The 18,439-nt window shown below is 68.9% G+C and carries 15 protein-coding genes and 1 other RNA gene; 10 read left to right on the top strand and 6 right to left on the bottom strand.

Annotated features, from left to right (window positions below):
• The first annotated feature begins 119 nt into the window (after window positions 1-119).
• The 3 genes from J2Y46_RS11730 to J2Y46_RS11720 all read left to right on the top strand — a co-directional run bounded on the left by J2Y46_RS11730 (window position 120) and on the right by J2Y46_RS11720 (window position 2,869).
• A complete protein-coding gene (locus tag J2Y46_RS11730; RefSeq protein WP_310242485.1) occupies window positions 120-905 on the top strand; it encodes a hypothetical protein in 786 nt (261 codons plus the stop codon).
• Window positions 906-1,033: 128 nt separating this feature from the next.
• Window positions 1,034-1,582 carry a GNAT family N-acetyltransferase gene (locus J2Y46_RS11725; protein ID WP_310242483.1) on the top strand — a complete coding sequence of 183 codons (549 nt, stop codon included), beginning with the start codon at window positions 1,034-1,036 and terminating at the stop codon, window positions 1,580-1,582.
• Window positions 1,583-1,699: 117 nt separating this feature from the next.
• Window positions 1,700-2,869 (top strand): tyrosine-type recombinase/integrase, encoded by a 1,170-nt coding sequence (locus J2Y46_RS11720; RefSeq protein ID WP_310242481.1) that lies wholly within the window; start codon window positions 1,700-1,702, stop codon window positions 2,867-2,869.
• A 143-nt stretch (window positions 2,870-3,012) separates the two neighbouring features.
• Here the strand turns inward: J2Y46_RS11720 and ssrA are convergent.
• Window positions 3,013-3,383: a transfer-messenger RNA gene (gene ssrA, locus J2Y46_RS11715) on the bottom strand.
• A 170-nt stretch (window positions 3,384-3,553) separates the two neighbouring features.
• On the opposite strand from ssrA, the gene J2Y46_RS11710 reads away from it, so the two are divergent.
• From J2Y46_RS11710 to J2Y46_RS11695, 4 genes are all read left to right on the top strand, one after another.
• Window positions 3,554-4,366 (top strand): siderophore-interacting protein, encoded by an 813-nt coding sequence (locus J2Y46_RS11710; protein ID WP_045296907.1) that lies wholly within the window; start codon window positions 3,554-3,556, stop codon window positions 4,364-4,366.
• Between the two features lie 28 nt (window positions 4,367-4,394).
• Window positions 4,395-5,072 (top strand): SIMPL domain-containing protein, encoded by a 678-nt coding sequence (locus J2Y46_RS11705; RefSeq protein WP_045296906.1) that lies wholly within the window; start codon window positions 4,395-4,397, stop codon window positions 5,070-5,072.
• Window positions 5,069-6,409, top strand: coding sequence for a M20/M25/M40 family metallo-hydrolase (locus tag J2Y46_RS11700; RefSeq protein WP_310242478.1), 1,341 nt, complete (start codon window positions 5,069-5,071; stop codon window positions 6,407-6,409). The genes J2Y46_RS11705 and J2Y46_RS11700 overlap by 4 nt, the downstream gene beginning before the upstream one ends.
• Before the next feature lie 78 nt (window positions 6,410-6,487).
• Window positions 6,488-7,960 (top strand): MFS transporter, encoded by a 1,473-nt coding sequence (locus J2Y46_RS11695; RefSeq protein WP_310242477.1) that lies wholly within the window; start codon window positions 6,488-6,490, stop codon window positions 7,958-7,960.
• A 4-nt stretch (window positions 7,961-7,964) separates the two neighbouring features.
• Here J2Y46_RS11695 and smpB read toward each other — a convergent pair whose 3' ends face one another.
• The 4 genes from smpB to prfB form a co-directional block, all read right to left on the bottom strand.
• Window positions 7,965-8,441, bottom strand: a complete 477-nt coding sequence (gene smpB / locus J2Y46_RS11690; protein WP_045296901.1) for an SsrA-binding protein SmpB — start codon at window positions 8,439-8,441, stop codon at window positions 7,965-7,967.
• A 94-nt stretch (window positions 8,442-8,535) separates the two neighbouring features.
• Window positions 8,536-9,450, bottom strand: coding sequence for a permease-like cell division protein FtsX (ftsX, locus tag J2Y46_RS11685; RefSeq protein ID WP_045296900.1), 915 nt, complete (start codon window positions 9,448-9,450; stop codon window positions 8,536-8,538).
• Window positions 9,447-10,583 carry a cell division ATP-binding protein FtsE gene (gene ftsE / locus J2Y46_RS11680; protein WP_045296899.1) on the bottom strand — a complete coding sequence of 379 codons (1,137 nt, stop codon included), beginning with the start codon at window positions 10,581-10,583 and terminating at the stop codon, window positions 9,447-9,449. The genes ftsX and ftsE overlap by 4 nt, the downstream gene beginning before the upstream one ends.
• Before the next feature lie 85 nt (window positions 10,584-10,668).
• Entirely contained in the window at window positions 10,669-11,781 is a 1,113-nt protein-coding gene (gene prfB, locus J2Y46_RS11675) for a peptide chain release factor 2 (protein ID WP_045296898.1), read from the bottom strand.
• Window positions 11,782-11,806: 25 nt separating this feature from the next.
• On the opposite strand from prfB, the gene J2Y46_RS11670 reads away from it, so the two are divergent.
• The gene (locus tag J2Y46_RS11670) at window positions 11,807-13,120 is read left to right on the top strand and encodes an MFS transporter (RefSeq protein WP_310242474.1); all 1,314 of its coding nucleotides are present in this window, start codon (window positions 11,807-11,809) and stop codon (window positions 13,118-13,120) included.
• Window positions 13,117-13,449, top strand: a complete 333-nt coding sequence (locus J2Y46_RS11665; RefSeq protein WP_310242472.1) for a hypothetical protein — start codon at window positions 13,117-13,119, stop codon at window positions 13,447-13,449. Before J2Y46_RS11670 ends, J2Y46_RS11665 begins: the two co-directional genes overlap by 4 nt.
• A gap of 8 nt (window positions 13,450-13,457) precedes the next feature.
• Here the strand turns inward: J2Y46_RS11665 and J2Y46_RS11660 are convergent, their stop codons facing one another.
• Window positions 13,458-14,432 carry a transcriptional regulator TrmB gene (locus tag J2Y46_RS11660; protein WP_245619499.1) on the bottom strand — a complete coding sequence of 325 codons (975 nt, stop codon included), beginning with the start codon at window positions 14,430-14,432 and terminating at the stop codon, window positions 13,458-13,460.
• A 123-nt stretch (window positions 14,433-14,555) separates the two neighbouring features.
• Here J2Y46_RS11660 and J2Y46_RS11655 point away from each other — a divergent pair, with 123 nt between their 5' ends.
• Window positions 14,556-18,410 (top strand): S8 family serine peptidase, encoded by a 3,855-nt coding sequence (locus tag J2Y46_RS11655; RefSeq protein ID WP_310242470.1) that lies wholly within the window; start codon window positions 14,556-14,558, stop codon window positions 18,408-18,410.
• Window positions 18,411-18,439 lie beyond the last annotated feature (29 nt).

Here is an 18,439-nt window from a genome sequence, read left to right as displayed (position 1 = left end):
TCGATAAGGGACCCACAACCGAACGAACTCCGGCCGGCACACCACGCGTCTAAACCGCGCACTGGCCTCTCGCCGGCCGACGAACGCGCGGATCCTCGACTCGGAATTATCATCTTTCGGTGACGAAGAGAATTCGGGTGCGCCGCAACGACAGTCCTCTCTCGCCACGTTCGTACTGGCGGTTGCTCGCATGGTCGCCTGCAATCATGCTCGTCGGCATGGCCGCCGGCGCAGTTCTGATCGTTCGCTCGATGTTGGTGTGGGGCGTCGACGACGACGACTACCAGTTCGGCCTGGACATCCCTCTCTCCGCTGGTCTCTTGATCTTGTGGGCCGGAGCTGTGGCATTGATCTTGCTGCCGCCCCGCGGGGTCCTCGCACTCCGGTCGGGACCATTCGAGGCCAAGCGGCTGATGGTGTGGCCGCTAGGTCGCCGGTTCCGAATGTGGAACATGCTCGCCGCCCCTGTCTGCGGTCTTCTGGTTGTCTTCGTGCCGTTCGCCATTCCGACAGCGCTGGGCTGGAACCCAGGCATTCCCGCCAGCCCGTGGGTGGGTCTGCCGATGGCCCTAGGCCTGACTGCGGTTGCGAGCGGACTGGTGGGGATCGTGTTGCGAAGCGCTCTCCACGGCGTCGAGTTGACGCCTACCCACTTGATCGCTCGCGGTTATCTGTGGACCCGGCGGTACCCGAGGCACCAGATCGTCTCCGTCAACCCGGTAGTCCTCACATTCTGGTCCAGCGCTCTGTTGCGGATGCTCATGAACAGGGACGTCGAGCACTCCTTGCAACTGTCGCTTGTCGACGGGCGGGAACCGCTGCTCCTCGCCAGCAATTCGCACGAAGCCGACGTTGACGCAGCGGCAGAGATCATCCGCGCATGGCGATCTGCGTTCGTCGGTTGATCTGCACGGCTGGGACCCGCAACCGCACGCACGCTGGCCGGCACGTCAGGTGCCTCAAGCGCGCGTCGCCCTCACGTGGACCCTCTTCCGCACCATCTCGGCAGACGACGCGCGCTTAGGCTTGCCGGATGCCCGAGGAGTTTCGCGTCGTCACGCATCGCGCATTGACCGGCCCACTGCGTGCCGCGCTGCATAGGTTGTTCGACAGCGAGTACCTAACGGAGTACGGCGCGTGGGATCCGGATCGGCCCTACGGCTACTCGCCCGCCGATGTGCACACCCTCGCCTTCGTGGACTCTGCGTTGGTCGGCCACATCGGGTTCCAGGTCCGGACGATCAGCGTCGGCGAAGCGGAAGTCAGCGTAGCCGGCACTGGGGGCGTCTTGGTAGACGAGGTCGCTCGGGGCAGAGGTCTGGGTCGGCGCCTCATGATGTGCGCGCAACAGGAGATGGGCAAGGACGCGCGCATCGAGTTCGGTTACCTCGGCTGCCGGGAGGAAGTCGTCCCGTTCTATGAGCGCGCAGGCTGGCTGCGGATTCGGGCCGTCGAGCGCCATATGTCGATGCAGGATCCGCAGGCGACGGTGGTGTCCCCCGACAGTCCGCTCCTGATCTTCCCGACTAGGACGGTCGACTGGCCAGTTGGCGACATCGACCTACGCGGCACGCCCTGGTGAGTTCGGGCTGACAGGCAACCGTCGTCGTCCGAGACCGGCGCGCTGAGCGACCGTCATGAGCGACAAAGCCACGCCCCGTGTGTCCGCACCCTGAGCTAGCCTGACAGCGAGGTCAGCATGGGAAGCATCGCGAGCTATCAGGCAGCGGCCGGACGCCGCTATCGAGTTCGTTGGCGCGACGACAGCACTCATCGTCAGGTCGAAAAGCGCGGATTCCGCACGAAGCGCGACGCCGAGATCTTCCTCGCCCGTACGGAAGTTGCCCGCACCGACGGTTCCTACACCGATCCGGCCGCGGCACGAGCGACGGTCGGCGATCTCGGCACCGAGTGGATGCGCAACAAGCGGCACTCGCTCAAGGCATCGTCGTACAGCTCGCTTGAGACGTCCTGGCGCGTGTACGTGCGACCGCGGTGGGAAGACACGCGCATCGGCGACATCCGCGCATCCCAGGTCGAGCAGTGGATCCGCGAGCTCTCCGAAGGTAATGCGGCGACCAATCGGACGAAGAGCAGCGGAGTTACAGGAAAGCCTCGCTCGGCGACTGTCGTCTACCGCGCGCTCGGCGTGCTCGCCGGAATCCTCGACACCGCGGTCCGCGACGGACGCATCGCGCGCAACGTCGCCCGCGGCGCGCAAAACCTGCCAGCGAAGCGATCCGAGAAGCCGCGGCGGTATCTGACGCACGCCGAGGTGGTCCAGCTCGCCGAGGCTGCCAGCACGTCGACCTACCGAACGCTCATCCTCGTTCTCTCGTATTGCGGGCTCCGCTGGAGCGAGGCGATCGGCATGCACGTGCGCGACATCAACTTCGACCGCCATCGTATCCAGGTCAATCGTGCGGCCGTCGAGGTCGAAGGCCGCATCGTCGTCGGAGCGCCGAAGAACTGGGAGCGACGGATCGTCCCGTTCCCCGAGTTCCTCGAGGCACCGCTCCGGGAGATGTGCGCCGGCAAGGGCCCGGACGACCTCGTGTTCACCGATGCCGACGGCAACCACCTGCGGCGGGCGAAGACGAGTGTCGGCACGACCTCCTGGTTCGCCGCGGCGCTCGAGCGGTCCGGCGTCGAGCGACTCACACCTCACGACCTGCGACACACGGCGGCGAGCCTCGCGATCTCGTCGGGCGCGAACGTCAAGGCGGTGCAGCGGATGCTCGGCCACAAGTCCGCCGCGATGACGCTCGACACCTACGCCGATCTCTTCGAGGACGATCTCGCCGACGTCGCCGCGCGACTCAATCAGGGTGCGCTCGCGGCTGATGTCTGCCGGATCATTCAGGCATGAGTTGTGGGCAGATCCGAGGTCGAGCCCCGAAACTGTGGGCAAATTGTGGGCAAATCGCGAATCGGCGCCGGAGCCAACGAAACGAAAAGGGCCAGAAATCCGCGTGATTCCGCGGGTTTCTGACCCTCTTCTGTGACAGCGGTTCGTGGAGATGGGGGGAATCGAACCCCCGTCCATCGCTGGGATACTGCGGATTCTCCGGGCGCAGTCTGTGCGAGCGTTCTACTCGGCTCCGACCTTTGTCACAGACACCTAAGTCGACAAGCCCATCCTGAAAAGAGTCCCGCGTGACGCTCAGGCGACGTCACGCAGCAAGATCCCTAGATGACGCCAATACCCGTGACGGGATCAGTCACGGATTGACGGACTCGGGCTCGCTGCTCAGGCAGCGAGGGCGAAGTCGGACTGCTTCTTTTCGGCAGTTATTGGTTCGCAGGGAGCGTTCACGAGATAACCCTGCATCCTCGGCCCGCTTCTCGCAGATTCACAGGCGATGTCGAAACCGATCATCCCCGCTTCCTCTTTCGAGGTGTCCTTCTCGCGAAGGGCCGCTGTCACACTGTGGAGTTGCCATTACTCGGGCGCCGAAGCATCCGAGCACATCAGGATACAACGGATGCGCCCTCCCCGCCATTCCTGGCCAGCTCCGGCCGGGGTGCAGCATCCGTTGCCTAGCATGTAAGGGTGACCTCACCTCGTGCCGCGCGCCCGCAGACCACCCTCTTCGTGACCGGGAGCACCTGGCTCTCGCCCGATCTCGTGCGGGTGACGCTGGCGGGCGACGAGTTCGCCGACTTCGCCGACAGGCCCGAGACGGACAAGTACGCGAAGCTGTACTTCCCTCCGGCAGGCAGCGCGCTCGAGCCGCCCTACGATCTCGCCACGCTGCGCGAGACGGTGCCGTTCGACGAACTGCCGACGATCCGCACCTACACGATCCGGCGCGTGGATGCCGCAGTCGGGACCATCGACATCGACTTCGTCGTGCACGGCGACACCGGCATCGCCGGGCCGTGGGCCGCGAACGCGAAGCCGGGCGATCGGCTGACGATGTCCTCCCCCGGAGGAGGCTATTCGCCCGACCTCACCGCGGATCACCACGTGCTGGTCGGCGACGAGTCGGCGATCCCGGCGATCTGGTCCGCGCTCGAGTCGCTGCCCGCGGGAACGGCCGTCACGACGATCATCGAGACGCGTTCGCCGGCACACCGGGTCGAGGTGCCGTCGGGCGCCGTCGTCCAGTGGGTCGACGAGGACCACGACGCTCCCGGCGCCCGGCTCGTCGCGGCAGTGGGTGCCGCCGACTGGCCCGCCGGCCGGGTGCAGGTCTTCGCACACGGCGAGCGGGGCGCGATGAAGTCGCTGCGGCCGCTCCTGCTCGAGCGCGGCGTCGCGCGGGCCGACCTGTCGCTGTCGGCGTACTGGGCATACGGACGGACGGAGGATGCGTTCCAGGCCGAGAAGCGCCTCCCGGTCGGGCAGATCTTCCCGGAGTGACCCACCGGTCACGGGTTAGGGTCTGAGCATGAGCGACGTCGTCATCACCGTCCGCGGGGAGCACGAGACCCGCATCGCCCCCGAGCGCGCGATCGCGCACCTGACCATCCGCGCCGAAGGACCCGAGCGCGGAGCCGTCGTCGAGCGCATGGCCGCGCTCACCGAGCCGGTGCGCGACGACCTCGCCTCGCGGAAGTCCGCGGGCACCGTCAGCGAGTGGACGAGCCAGCGCGTGTCGGTGTGGTCGGAGCGTCCCTGGAACAACGAGGGCAAGCGCCTGGCACCGGTGCACTACGCGACCGTCGACTTCTCCGTCACGTTCACCGACTTCGCGGTGCTGTCCTGGTGGGCCGGCGAGGTGGCGGAGCGCGAGGGCGTGCAGCTCGGCTGGATCGAGTGGAAGCTCACACTCGAGACCAGGGCATCCGTGGAACGGGAGGTCGCGACGCAGGCGGTGGGAGTGGCCGTTGCGCGCGCGACCGCGTACGCCGGGGCACTCGGACTCGCCGCTGTCACCGCTGTCGAGCTCGCTGATGTGGGACTGCTGACGCAGCAGGCCGGCCCCGAGATGGCACCGGCACCGCGCATGCTGATGGCGAAGGCTTCGTTCGCCTCGGACGGCGCGGGTGGGGGGCCCGCCGTGCAGCTCCAGCCCGAGGACATCGTGATCTCGGCGGCCGTCGAGGCCCGGTTCGCCGCCCGATGAGCCCTGCCGACGTCGCGCCCCGCGCGGGCATCGCCGAACGACTGTCGCGCATGATCCAGCTGCCCACTGTCTCGGCAGAGCGGAGTGAGCGCGGGCAAGGGCCGTTCGATGCGTTCGCCGACCTGCTCATCGAGCTCTACCCGCTCGTCCACGAGCATCTCGAGCGCGAGCGCATCGGCGAGCTGGGGATCCTGTACCGGTGGCGCGGACGCATCGCGGAGCGGCCCACCGTCTTGATGGCCCACTTCGACGTCGTCCCGGTCGACGAGAGCGACGCCTGGACCCACCCGCCGTTCGAGGGGCGCGTCGATCGCGGCTGGGTGTACGGCCGCGGCTCGCTCGACGACAAGGGACCGCTCGTCGTCGTCATGGATGCCGTCGAGAACCTGCTCGCCTCGGGCTTCACACCGGCGCGCGACGTGTACCTGTCTTTCGGGGGCGACGAGGAGACCTTCGGCGGTGCCGCCCGCACCATCGCCGAGACGCTCCGGGATCGCGGCGTCGAGCCGTGGCTCGTGCTGGACGAGGGTGGCGCCGTCGTCGACGCGCCGCTGCCCTTCGTCCGCGGAACTGCGGCCATGGTGGGCGTGGGCGAGAAGGGCGTGCTGACGCTCCGCCTGAGCGCCCGCGGCGAAGGCGGGCACGCGTCCGCTCCTCCTGCCCGCACCGCAGTCCGGCGCATCGCGCGCGCCGTCGAGCGACTGTCGCCCGAGACGTTCCCCGCACGCACACCCGCGGCGGTCACGCGCATGCTCGAACTCTTCGCGACCCGGACGGGCGGCATCTCTCGCGCACTCTATCGGCTGCTGTCGAGGGCACCCTGGCTCACCGCGCGCGCCTTCACCGCGATGGGCGGCGAGCCCGCGGCGCTCGTGCGTACGACCGTCGCCGCCACCATGCAGTCCGGCGGAACGGCCGCGAACGTCCTCCCCTCGCAGGCGACGGCGACGCTCAACCTGCGCATCGCGCTGGGCGAGTCGGTCGGAAGCACCGTGAAGCGGGTCCGCAAACGGGTCGCCGACCGGCATGTGAAGGTCGAGGTGCTCGAAGGCGACGGGCCCTCGCCGGAGTCGTCGACGGAGAATGCGCAGTTCGCGCTCATCACCGACGCGGTGAAGGTTTCGCACCCGGGCGCTGCGACCGTGCCGTACGTGATGATGGCGGCCACCGACTCGCGACATTTCCACCGCTTCTCGCCGGCGGTCTACCGCTTCGCGCCACTCGAGATGAGCAAGGCGCAGCGCGCCTCGATCCACGGGGTCGACGAGCGTGTCGAGATCTCAGCGCTCGAGCGGGGCGAGCTGTTCCATCGCACCCTTCTCCAGCGTTTAGAGTGATTCGCACCCGCCCTTCGGCATGCCCAGGGGGCGGAGCGCAGCAGTGACCGGGTCTGGGGCCCGAGCGAAGGAGCACCGATGACGGGCAGCGCCGTGTCCTCACGCGTCACCATCGGCGCGCTCGCGGGAGTCGTCGGCTTCCTCGCGTTCGTCGAGTTCACGAGCGGCGTGATCCAAGGCTTCTACACGCCCATGCTCACCGACATCGCCCGCCACCTCGGGGTGCACGACGCCGACGTCAATTGGCTCGAGGGCACGCAGCTCATGCTCTCGGCGCTCGTCGTGCCCGCATTCGCGAAGCTCGGCGACATGGTCGGGCACAAGCGGATGCTGGTGATCTCGACGGCGATCACGGCCGCGGCATCCCTCGTCCTGCCGTTCACCGACTCGTTCGGCGTCTTCCTCGCGGCGTGGGCCATCCAGGGGTTCTACGTGGTGTGGCTGCCTCTAGAGATCGCGCTGATCTGGTCGCGCTCACGGCGCATGGAGGGCCGTGCGACGATCACGGCACGAGCCGCCGGATTCCTCGTGGCGGCGCTCGAGACGGGCGCCATCACCGGCGCCCTCGTGGGCGGCATGCTCATCGACAGCCTGCCGCTGTGGATCGTGCTTCTGGTGCCGGCCCTGCTCGTCGTCGCGTGCTTCTTCGTGATCCTGTTCGGAGTCAAGGAGTCGCCCGAGCCCACCGGCGGCCGCCTCGACAACGTCGGTCTGGTGCTCATCTCCCTCGCACTCGTCGCCTTCACGGGCGGCCTCAGTCTGCTGCGCCTCAACGGCCCGGCAGATCCGATCGCCTGGCTCGTCACGGCTCTCGGGGTGCTGCTCGTAGTGCCCTTCGCGCTGTGGGAGCTGCGCCACGACGACCCGCTCATCGATGTGCGGATGTTCCGCTCCCCTGCGCTCGGGCCGGTGTTCCTCACGGCCGGCCTGTTCGGAGTGAGCGTGCTCGGCGCGCAGGCCCCGCTGTCGACCTTCGCCCGCACCGACCCGTCGGTGTACGGATACGGCCTGGGCACGACCGGCTTCCAGACCTCGCTCATCATCGGCGTCTACCTCATCGCGATGATCACAGGCGCCCTGCTGTTCCCGCTCATCGCCCGGCTCACCGCGCCCCGGCTGACTCTCATCGGCGCGGCGACGCTCGTCGGCATCGGGTTCCTCATGTTCCTGCCGTTCCACGACACCTACACGCAGGTGATCGTGAACATGGTGATCGTGGGCCTCGGCTCGGGAGCCCTGGTCGCGGCGCTGCCGGCGGCCGCGGCATCCGCTGCTCCGCCCACTCAGACCGGTGTCGCGACAGGTCTCACGAACTCGGTCAAGACCGTCGGCGGCGCCATCGCGTCGTGCGTGTTCGGCATCGCGCTGCTGCACGGCGCGACCGGTGCGGCGACCGAGGGCACGGCGGGATCGTTCTCGGGCTACGTCACGGTGTGGGTGGTGTGCGGCGTGACCGCACTGGCCGCCGCCATCCTGCTGTGCTTCGTCCCGAAGACGGCGTTCAGCGACCGGGCCGCGCACGGCGCGGATCCTGCGGAAGCTGTGAGCTGAGGCTCTACTCGCCGAGGCGGTTGCGGGAGCGCATCGCGCGCTCGGCTTCGCGCTTGTCTTCGCGCTCGCGGATCGTCTGGCGCTTCTCGAATTCGCGCTTGCCCTTGGCGACGGCGATCTCGACCTTGGCGCGGCCGTCCGAGAAGTACAGCTTCAGCGGGATCAGGGTGTAGCCGCCCGCCGAGATGGCGTGCGAGAGCTTGACGATCTCCTCCTTGTGGAGGAGCAGCTTGCGCGTGCGCTTGGACGAGTGATTCGTCCAGTGCCCCTGCGAGTACTCCGGGATGTGCACCGCGTCGAGGTACGCCTCGCCGTTGTCGATGTACGCGTAGCCGTCCGAGAGGTTCGCGCGGCCTTCGCGCAGCGACTTCACCTCGGTGCCGGTCAGCACGAGGCCGGCCTCGTACGTCTTCTCGATCGCGTACTCGTGGCGCGCGCGACGATTGGTCGCCACGACCTTCTCCCCGCGTTCCCTGGGCATGATGTCTCCTCGCTGATGCCGACCCGCTGGCCCCTGAGCCTGTCGAAGGGGCGGACGGCAGCCTGTCAGTCTACCCCTGCGACAGGGCCGATGATCACGCGCGCAGCCACCTGCGGATCGCGAAGCTCGCCGACAGCGCAGCGAGCACCACGCCGACGAGGATCAGGACGGGCACCACCAGCCACGCATCCGCCATGCCGACCCACGTCGTGACGAAGTCGACGCGGTTGCGCAGGTAGTTGTTGACGCCGAAGTGCACGCCGGCGATGACGGCCGCGCTCGCGAGGATCGACCCGAGCAGCGCCGCGATCACGCCCTCGAGGATGAAGGGCGTCTGAATGAAGCGATTGGATGCCCCGACCAGGCGCATGATGCCGAGCTCCCGCCTTCGCGCGAAGGCGGAGAGGCGGATGGTCGTGGCGATCAGCAGCACCGCGGCGATCAGCATCAGCACAGCGATGCCGACCGCGATGTACGTCGCGATGGTCAGGGCGGAGAACAGCGGGTCGAGGTACTGCATCTGGTCCTTCACCAGCTCGACCCCCTGCATGCCGCTGAAGGCCTCGATGATGACGTCCGACTGCTCGGGGTCGACGAGCGTGATGCGGAAGGTCTCGTTCACCTGCTCGGGCGTGATCATGCTCGCGTTCTCTTCGCCGGCGATCTGCAGCAGCTCGTCGTACGCCTGCTGGTGGTCGAGGAACGTCAGGTCGCGGATGAGGGGCGCCAGCGCGCTGCCCTCCAGCTTCGCGCGCACCTCTTCGACCTGCTCGGGCGACGCCTCGCCGTTCGAGCACGTCGCCGGCGTCGAGATGCTGGTGCACATGTACACCGCGACCTGCGCGCGCTCGACCCAGAAGTCGCGCATCGTGCCGATCTGCATCTGCATGAGGATCGCCGCACCGACGAACGTGAGCGACACGAAGGTGACCAGCACCACCGAGACGACCATCGAGACGTTGCGCCGGAGGCCGGTGAACGCCTCCGACATGATGAGTCCGAACCTCATGAGGTGGGCCCCACTTCGTCGTCGGGATCGGTGGTGCCGAGGCCGAGCCGATCGGCGAGACCGAGCTCCTCGACCTGCAGCTCGACGGCGTCGACGAGCGGGATCGGCTGCGTGTGGGTGGGCTTCGCGGGAGCGGACGCCTCGGCCGCGGGCGCATCTTCGACGACCGGCTCTTCGAGGGCCTGTGCAAGGCCCTCCGCCTGCTGGGCCTCCGCCGCCGTGACCGCGACCGCGGCGGCTGCGGCGGCCGCAGCCGCCGCGACACCGGCGGCCGGCGACGCTGCGCCCGGTTCCGCACCGACGGCTTCGTCGTCGTCCTGCACGGCCGTCGGGTCGAGGCCCGCAGCCGCTGCGATCGCGGCTTCGCGCTGAACTTCGAGCACCGCGGTCAGCGCGGCGACAGCGGCGGCGCCGCGCTCCGGCTCCGGCGCGAGGCTCGGCAGGCTGGACCGGTCGCCGTACCCGCCGTGCCGCTCGTCGCGGATGATCTCACCGTGGCGCAGTTCGATGACGCGGCGCTGCATCTGGTCCACGAAGCCTGCCTCATGGGTGGCCATCACGACGGTGGTGCCGCCCGCGTTGATGCGCGCGAGCAGCTGCATGATGTCGATGGATGTCGCAGGGTCGAGGTTTCCGGTCGGCTCATCCGCGAGCAGGATCTGGGGCCGATTCACCAGTGCACGGGCGATCGCGACACGCTGCTGCTCACCGCCCGACAGCTCGTGCGGGAACCGCTTCTCCTTGCCGGCGAGGCCGACGAGTGCCAGCACCTCGGGGACCGCCTGCTGGATGAAGCCGCGCGACGATCCGATGACCTGCAGCGTGAACGCGACGTTCTGGAACACGGTCTTGGTGGGCAGCAGCCGGAAGTCCTGGAAGACCGCGCCGACATGGCGGCGGAAGTACGGGACCTTGCGGTTCGACAACGTGCGCAGGTCGCGCCCGAGGACGACCACACGCCCTTCGGACGGCGTCTCCTCGCGGAGGATCAGGCGGAGGCAGGATGACTTGCCGGAGCCCGATGCGCCGACGAGGAAGACGAACTCCCCGCGCAGCACCTCGAAATCGACATCGCTCAGGGCGGGTTTGGAAGTGCCGCGAAAGCGCTTCGTGACGTTCTCGAACCGGATCATGGCCTAACGAGCCTATGCGGACGCCACCCGCCCCGGTTCAGCGACACTCGTCGTTTGCGCATCGGTCTGACGAGTGCGGGCCGGATCAGTCGTCGTCGTCCTTGCGCTTGCGCCAGCGGATGCCGGCGGAGATGAAGCCGTCGAGGTCGCCGTCGAAGACGATCGCCGGGTTGCCCACCTCGTGGCCGGTGCGGAGGTCCTTGACGAGCTGCTGACCGTAGAGGAAGTACGAGCGCATCTGGTCGCCCCAGCTCGCGGTGATGGTGCCGGCGAGCTCCTTCTTCTTCGCCGCCTCCTTCTCGCGCTGCAGCAGGAGCAGGCGGGTCTGCAGCACGCGCATGGCTGCGGCGCGGTTCTGGATCTGCGACTTCTCGTTCTGCATCGACACCACGATGCCACTGGGGATGTGGGTCAGACGCACCGCGGAGTCGGTGGTGTTGACCGACTGACCACCCGGGCCCGACGAGCGGAAGACGTCGACGCGCAGGTCGTTCTCGGGGATGTCGACCTCGACGGCCTCTTCCATCACCGGGATCACCTCGACGGCGGCGAAGCTCGTCTGTCGCTTGTCGGCGGAGCCGAACGGGCTGATCCGCGCGAGCCGGTGCGTGCCGGCCTCGACCGAGAGCGTGCCGTACGCGTACGGTGCGTCGATCTCGAACGTCGCCGACTTGATCCCGGCGCCCTCCGCGTACGAGGTGTCCATGACCTTGACGGGGTACTTGTGACGCTCGGCCCAGCGCAGGTACATGCGCATCAGCATCTCGGCGAAGTCCGTGGCATCGTCGCCGCCCGCGCCGGAGCGGATCGTCACGACCGCGGAGCGCTCGTCGTACTCGCCGTCGAGGAGCGTCTGCACCTCGAGCTGGCTGACGATGTCCTCCAGCTCGGCGATCTCGTGGCGCGCCTCTTCGGCGGAGTCTTCGTCGTCCATCTCGTTGGCGAGTTCGACGAGCACATCGAGATCGTCGAGGCGCTGCTCGACGTCGGTGACGCGCTTGAGCTCGGCCTGGCGGTGGCTGAGGGCGCTGGTGACCTTCTGCGCCTTCTCGACGTCATCCCACAGATTGGGGGCGCCGGCCTCCTCGCTGAGTCGGGCGATGTCGGCGTTGAGTGCCTCGACGTCGACCACGGCCTTGATGTCGGCGAACGTGGAACGCAGGGCCTGGATGTCGGCGGAGGGATCGAAGTCGAGCATGACACTCCAGACTAACGTGGAAGCGATGACCGATCACACAGGCTCCCCCACCGCTCGTGACGTGCTGTGGCGGTTCGGGCCGATGGTCTACGGCCCCACCGTGCTGTTCGCGCTCGGCGAAGGCGCCGTCATCCCGCTGATCCCCGTCATCGCCGCACAACTCGGCGCGGATGTCGCCACCGCTGCCCTCGTCGCTTCCGCGCTCGTCGTGGGGCAGCTCTGCGGCAACATCCCCGCGGGCTGGGCGGTCGCCCGTGTCGGCGAGCGGCTGACCATGGTGATCGCCGGGGTGATCTCACTCGGCGGGGTGGTGGGCATGGCGTTCGCGCCGTCGCTCGGCATCTTCGCCCTCGCGGTCTTCCTCATCGGCTTCTGCGCCGCGGCCTTCGGCCTGGCCCGCCATTCGTTCATGACGACCCGTGTCCCCCTGTCGTTCCGCGCTCGCGCACTGTCGCTGCTGGGCGGCACGTTCCGCCTCGGCATGTTCGTCGGCCCGTTCGTCGCGGCCGGACTTCTCGCCCTGTTCGGCGACGAGCGCGCCACGATCTGGTTCTTCGGCGGATGCCTCGTGGCCACGGTGCTCCTGGTGCTCCTCGGCCCCGACCCCGAGAAGCGATTCCTCATGCCGGAGGAGCAAGCGCTGCGCGACGCGTCCGTCGACACCGAAGACACGGGCGAGCCGGTCACCGGTTCCATCCGCCTTCCACGGCGGGAGACCTCCGGCACCGGTCCCGGAACCGGCGTGTTCCGCACGATGTGGCGGCACCGCCGCGTGCTGTCGACGCTCGGCCTGGCCGCGGCATCCCTCTCCGCCGTCCGTTCGGCGCGCCAGGTCGTTCTGCCGCTGTGGGGTGTGTCGATCGGCCTCGACGCGCAGACGATCGCCCTCGTGGTCGGGATCTCGGGCGCGATCGACTTCGCCCTCTTCTACGCGAGCGGACAGGTCATGGATCGCTTCGGGCGGCTGTGGGCCGCCCTGCCGGCCATGATCCTGATGGGTGCGGGCTTCGTCGCCCTCGCGTTCACGCACGATCTCCCCCAGGCGGCGATGTGGTTCGCGATGTTCGCGGCGGTGCTGGGCGTCGGCAACGGCCTGTCGAGCGGCATTCTGCTCACCCTCGGCGCCGACGTCGCACCGAAGGCCGACCCCGCACCCTTCCTCGGCTCGTGGCGGACCCTGACCGACGCGGGCGGCGCGGTCGCACCCCTGCTCGTGTCGGTCATCGCCGCCGTCGCGTCCCTCTCCGTCGCGACCGCGATCATGGGTGCGATCGGTCTCGTCGGCGCCCTCGCCTTCGTGCGATGGGTGCCGCGCCACGTCCCGCAGGCACGCCCGTGAGCGAGGTCGTGAGATTCTGCCGCAGCCGCAACGACGGACGTCGCTGCACGCGCCCCCTCGGGCATGCCGGACTGCACCGCCACCGCACGATCATGTGGACGGATGCCGGAGCAGACCCCACGCAGTGCCCCGGCTCTGGCGAACCCGGCGAGCCAGCAGCCACCCTCGCCGACGGCTTCCCCGGCGGCCGCGCGCTGTGCCCGGTGTGCCTGCGGTTCGTCCCGCTCGACGACGCGGGTCGCCTGATCAGGCACGACACCGCAGACGAGGGCGAGACGGATGCCGAGGCCCGGCGTCGCGCCGAGTGGTTCAACACTCACGGCTGGTAGCGGACGCGTCACACCCAGTTCCGCCGCACGGCCTCAGCCCCCAGCTGCATGCGCGTGGTGACGCCTGCCGTCTCCATCAGGTCGGATACCCGGCGCTGGACGGTACGCAACGAGATGCCGAGCTGCGCGGCGGCGGCAGCATCCGTCACGCCGAGAAGGAGCAGGCGGAGGAGGTCGGTGTCGACGGCGTCGGCGGTCGGGACGGCGGCGATCGGCAGGAACTCGGTGGCGGCCCGCCAGTACTCCTCGAAGATCGAGGTCACGAGGTCGAGCAGGCCGCTGGGATGGATGAGGAGCGCCCCGAATCCCTGATCCTCGGCCTGCGAGTGCATGGGCACGAGCGCCATCTGGTCGTCTGCGATGAACATCCGCGTGGGCAGCGTGGGCAGCACCCGGATCTCCTCGCCGATCTGGGCCATCTCGCGGGCCGCGTCGAGGAAGCCCGGGCGTTCGAGCACTGCATTCTCGACGATCACGCGATACCGCACGCCGCGCGCGAGCGCGCGGTCCTCCTCGATGTTCTCCTCGCCGCTCAGCAGCGCGACTTCGTGCAGCACGAGCACGCGCACCTGCTCGACGGAAGCCGCCTGCAGCTGCGCGACGCGCTGGCGCACGGCGTCGTCGCCGATCACGACATCCACAACGTCAGCCACGCTGCGCTGCTCGGCCGAACGACGGTAGAGGTCGCTGAGTTCGACGAGGGCCTCGTGGGCGCGGGTGAGCCCGCGCTCGCGCTCGAGCAGCAGGGGGCGCAGCGAGATCGAAGGCGGCGAAGCCACGAACCGGTCGCTGCGCGCGGCCTGGCGGGCGAGCAGGCCGAGGCGTTCCAGCTCGGCGACGATCGGTCGCGTGCGCGGCAGAGAAATACTGAGGCCCGACCCGATCTCCGCGGTCGACGCTGACGGCTGCTGCAGCACGAATCGGTAGACCGCGGTGTGGGCCTCGTCGAGGCCGAGCGCATCGAGCACGGCGAGCTTCTCCATCTGTTCATCGTCACCCACCGACGTTGGCGGATGCAGGCCATGGCATTTCTCCGCCATCCACTTTATGCACCCGGCACAGGAAGGTGGGGTTACACGGATCCCCACACACCGAGAGGCTCGCGCATGTCACGACCCCAGCCCTTCGGCCCTCGCCTCCGTCCGATCGTCGCCGCCACAAGCGGCCTGACGATCGCGATCGCAGGCATCGGCCTCACCACCCTGCCGGCGGCCGCCACTTCCGCCCCAGACGACTCCCCCGCCACACGGGCGGTCGCCGGCAGTTCCCACTCCGTCACCCTCATCACGGGTGACCGCGTCACCGTCACCGACCTCAGCGACGGCACCCACACGGTCTCCATCGACACCGCCGTCGACGGCGCCGGGGTCCGCACGTACGAGGCGGCGGGCGATCTTCACGTCGTCCCCGACGCGGCGTTGCCCTACCTCGCGTCCGGCGCGCTGGACTCCGATCTGTTCAACGTCACGCTGCTCATCGACTACGGCTACGACGACGCGACCGTCGACGCGACGCCGATCATCGTCGAGCAGGACACCGCAGCGGCCAGGTCCTTCACGGCACCGGTCCCCGGCTTCGACGTGCTGACGCCGCTCGAGAGCATCGGCGGCGCCGCGGCGACCCTCGGCCACGACGCCGCAGCATCCGCGTGGCAGTCGCTCACGGCGCCGACCGCGCGCAGCTTCTCCACTGCCCCCGGCTTCGCCGGAGGCATCCAGTCCATCCACCTCGACGGCAAGGTGCGCGCGACGCTCGACTCGAGCGTGCCCTACATCGACGCCCCGGAAGCATGGGCCGAGGGCTACACCGGTCAGGGCGTGACGGTGGCGGTTCTCGACACCGGCTACGACGACACCCACCTCGACCTGCAGGGCCACGTGAGCGCCGAATCGAAGAGCTTCGTGCCCGGCGAGGACGTCGACTCCGACCCCAACGGCCACGGCACGCACGTCGCGTCCACCATCGCCGGCACGGGCGCGGCCAGCGGGGGCACCCACCGCGGCGTCGCCGACGGCGCCCAGCTGCTCGTGGGCAAGGTGCTCGGCGCTGACGGCTACGGGCAGGACTCATGGATCATCGACGCGATGGAGTGGGCCGGCCAGAACGCCCCGATCGTGTCGATGAGCCTCGGTTCGACGGAAGCCTCCGACGGCAAGGACCTGATGGCGGAGTCCCTGAACCGCATCTCGGAGGAGACCGGCACCCTGTTCGTGGTCGCGGCCGGCAACGCCGGCGCGCCCGAGACCATCGGCGCCCCCGGCTCGGCGGAGCGAGCGCTCACGGTCGGCTCGGTCGACGACCCGTCCGGTTCGCTTTCGTACTTCACCAGCCAGGGTCCGCTCGCGCGCTCCGGGGCAATGAAGCCCGACGTCACCGGTCCCGGCAACGACGTCACGGCCGCACGCTCGGCCGACAGCCCCGGAGAAGGCTCCTACGTCGCGATGAGCGGCACGTCGATGGCGACGCCCCACGTCGCCGGCGCCGCCGCGATCCTGCTCGGCGCCCACCCCGACTACACGTCGGCCCAGCTCAAGGCTGCGCTCGCGAGCAGCGCCGTCGACCTCGGCTACACGCCGTACCAGGGCGGCACGGGCGTCATCAACGTCGCGGCCGCCCTCGATGCACCGGTCATCGCGTCGGGCACCGGCGACTTCGGAATGCTCGCGTGGGGACAGGCGCCGGCGCCGGTGACCCGCACGATCGAGTACACGAACCGCACAGACGCCGAGCTCACGGTGGCGCTCGAGCCGACGCTCAGCGATACAACCCCCGACGACGGCACCGGCGAGCCGGGCCCGCTCTCGGACGGCATCGCGTTCGACGCCCTCACGATCGACTCCGCGTCGCTCACCATCCCCGCAGGCGAGACCCGCTCCGTGACCATGACGGTCGACCCCGCGAAAGTACCGGCCGGCACGCAGCTCTCGGGCACGCTCGTTGGCCTCGTCGACGGCGACGCGGTCACGCGCACCGCTCTCGGCACGATCGCCGAGGCCGAGCGCTACGACCTCACCATCACGGCGACGGGCTTCGACGGCAACCCGGTCCAGACGTATGCGTTCCTGTGGAACGCGGCTACGCAGTTCGCCGAGCCGATCCCCGTGGACGGCGAGACGACGCTCCGCCTCATGAAGGGCGACTACTCGGTCGTGTCGTTCATGGAGCTCAGCCGGACGCCCGACACGATCGCCAGCGTCCTCGTGGGCGAGCCGACGCTCGAGCTCGACGGCGACAAGACCGTCGCTATGGACGCCCGCGCGGCGAAGCAGGTCACCCTCGACGTCGGCGAGAAGGGACTCGAGCCGGTCTTCCGCCGCATGGACATGAAGGTGGGTGATTTTCTCGCCAGCGCCACGATGCCGGTGTGGACGGATGAGATGTGGGCGCAGCCGATGAAGATAGACGACGCCGACTTCGGGTTCACGACGCGCTGGCGCCTGCAGACGCCGCTGCTCACGGTGAGCGCCGGCAAGAACGCCCTGGATCTCATCCTCCAGCCAGGTTCGACCTTCCTCGACGGCTCGTTCAAGGCCACTGCGGTCGAGGCCGGCTCGGGAAGACCCGACGAGCTCGCCGCGGCAGGGGTGGGCGGCAAGATCGCCGTGGTCACCCGCAGCGCCGACCTCTCCCCATCCGAGCAGGCTGCCAACGCCGCCGCGGCGGGGGCGAAGCTTCTCGTCCTCGTCAACGACGCGGACGGCGAGTTCAGCACGTGGGTCGGTTCGGAGGCCGACTTCTCGAACGTGTCCATCCCGGTCGCCGGCATCAGCGGCGTCGAAGGGCGCGCCCTGCTCGGGCAGCTCGGCGGGAGGAAGAAGGTCACGCTGTCGGCGGTGGGTGTGCCCACGACGGACGTCGTGTACGACATCGCCGAGTACGGCGACGGGCAGATCCCGCAGAAGCTGGCGTACAAGCACTCGTCGAGAGAGCTGGCTCGTATCGACACACGCTTCCACGGCCAGCAGGAGGAGCTGGCCGAGTTCCGGTACGACTTCGTCCCCGGGGCACAGTACGGCAGCGGGTTCCCGTTCCGCGCGCAGCGCGGCATGGATCGCACCGAATGGGTCAACACCGACAGCCTCCGCTGGAACCAATGGGTCGCCGTCAGCTCCGTGATGTGGGAGATCCGCGACAAGCAGACGACGTACACACGCGGCGAGCGCACCTCCGAGGAGTACTTCGGCGGCATCGTGCGCCCGTACGTGGCCACCGGGTTCTGGGTGCCCTACCGCGTGTCGGACTGGGCCCAGGTCAACATCCCCAGCTGGGCGGACGGCGGTGACGCCGACCACACCGGGACGTTCGACACGTGGGTCGAGCCGTCGACCGTGCACCAGACCGCGGATGTCTACATCGACGGACAGCTCGTCAAGCAGCAGGAGCACCAGGGCGTGAATCTGTTCGACCTCCCTGACGGCGACCAGCAGTGGCGTGTGGTGAGCACGGCGACCCATGACGGCGCGCATCTCGAAGGATCGACGAGGACGGTCAGCGACTGGACCTTCCGTTCCGCGGGCAAGCTCGGCGACTGGGGCAACCGCCTGCTGCCGATGATCCAGGCGTACTACGACGTCGACGTCAACATCGACAATCAGGTGGGCCAAGGTCGCAAGAAGGGTTCGGGGGTCACGCTCGGCCTCGAACTCGGTCATGTCGCCGGCACCTCGCCCGCCGGTGCCATCACCGGTGCGACGCTGGAGGCGCGCGGGGAGAACGGACAGTGGAGGCCGGTGGAGCTGAAGTCCGCCAAGACGGACGCCCCCACCGGGGCGGTCGAGGGTGACGGCGACATCTTCGTCACGAGCCGCGCGTGGGTCAGCGGGTTCACCGCGCAGATCCCCGTGCCCGACAAGGGCGGCTGGGTCGACCTGCGCGTCACGGCGAAGGACGCCGAGGGCAACACCTTCACGCAGGAGATCGAGAAGGCGTTCGAGGCCACACCCGCCAAGGGCGTCCGGTAGTCCAAGGGTCCGGAGACCCCGGCGCACGC

The sequence above is a fragment of the Microbacterium sp. BE35 genome, assembly GCF_031457705.1.
Classification (GTDB): Bacteria; Actinomycetota; Actinomycetes; order Actinomycetales; family Microbacteriaceae; genus Microbacterium; species Microbacterium trichothecenolyticum.
The sequence above is the reverse complement of the archived record's forward strand: the minus strand, read 5'-3'. Positions and strand labels throughout refer to the sequence as shown.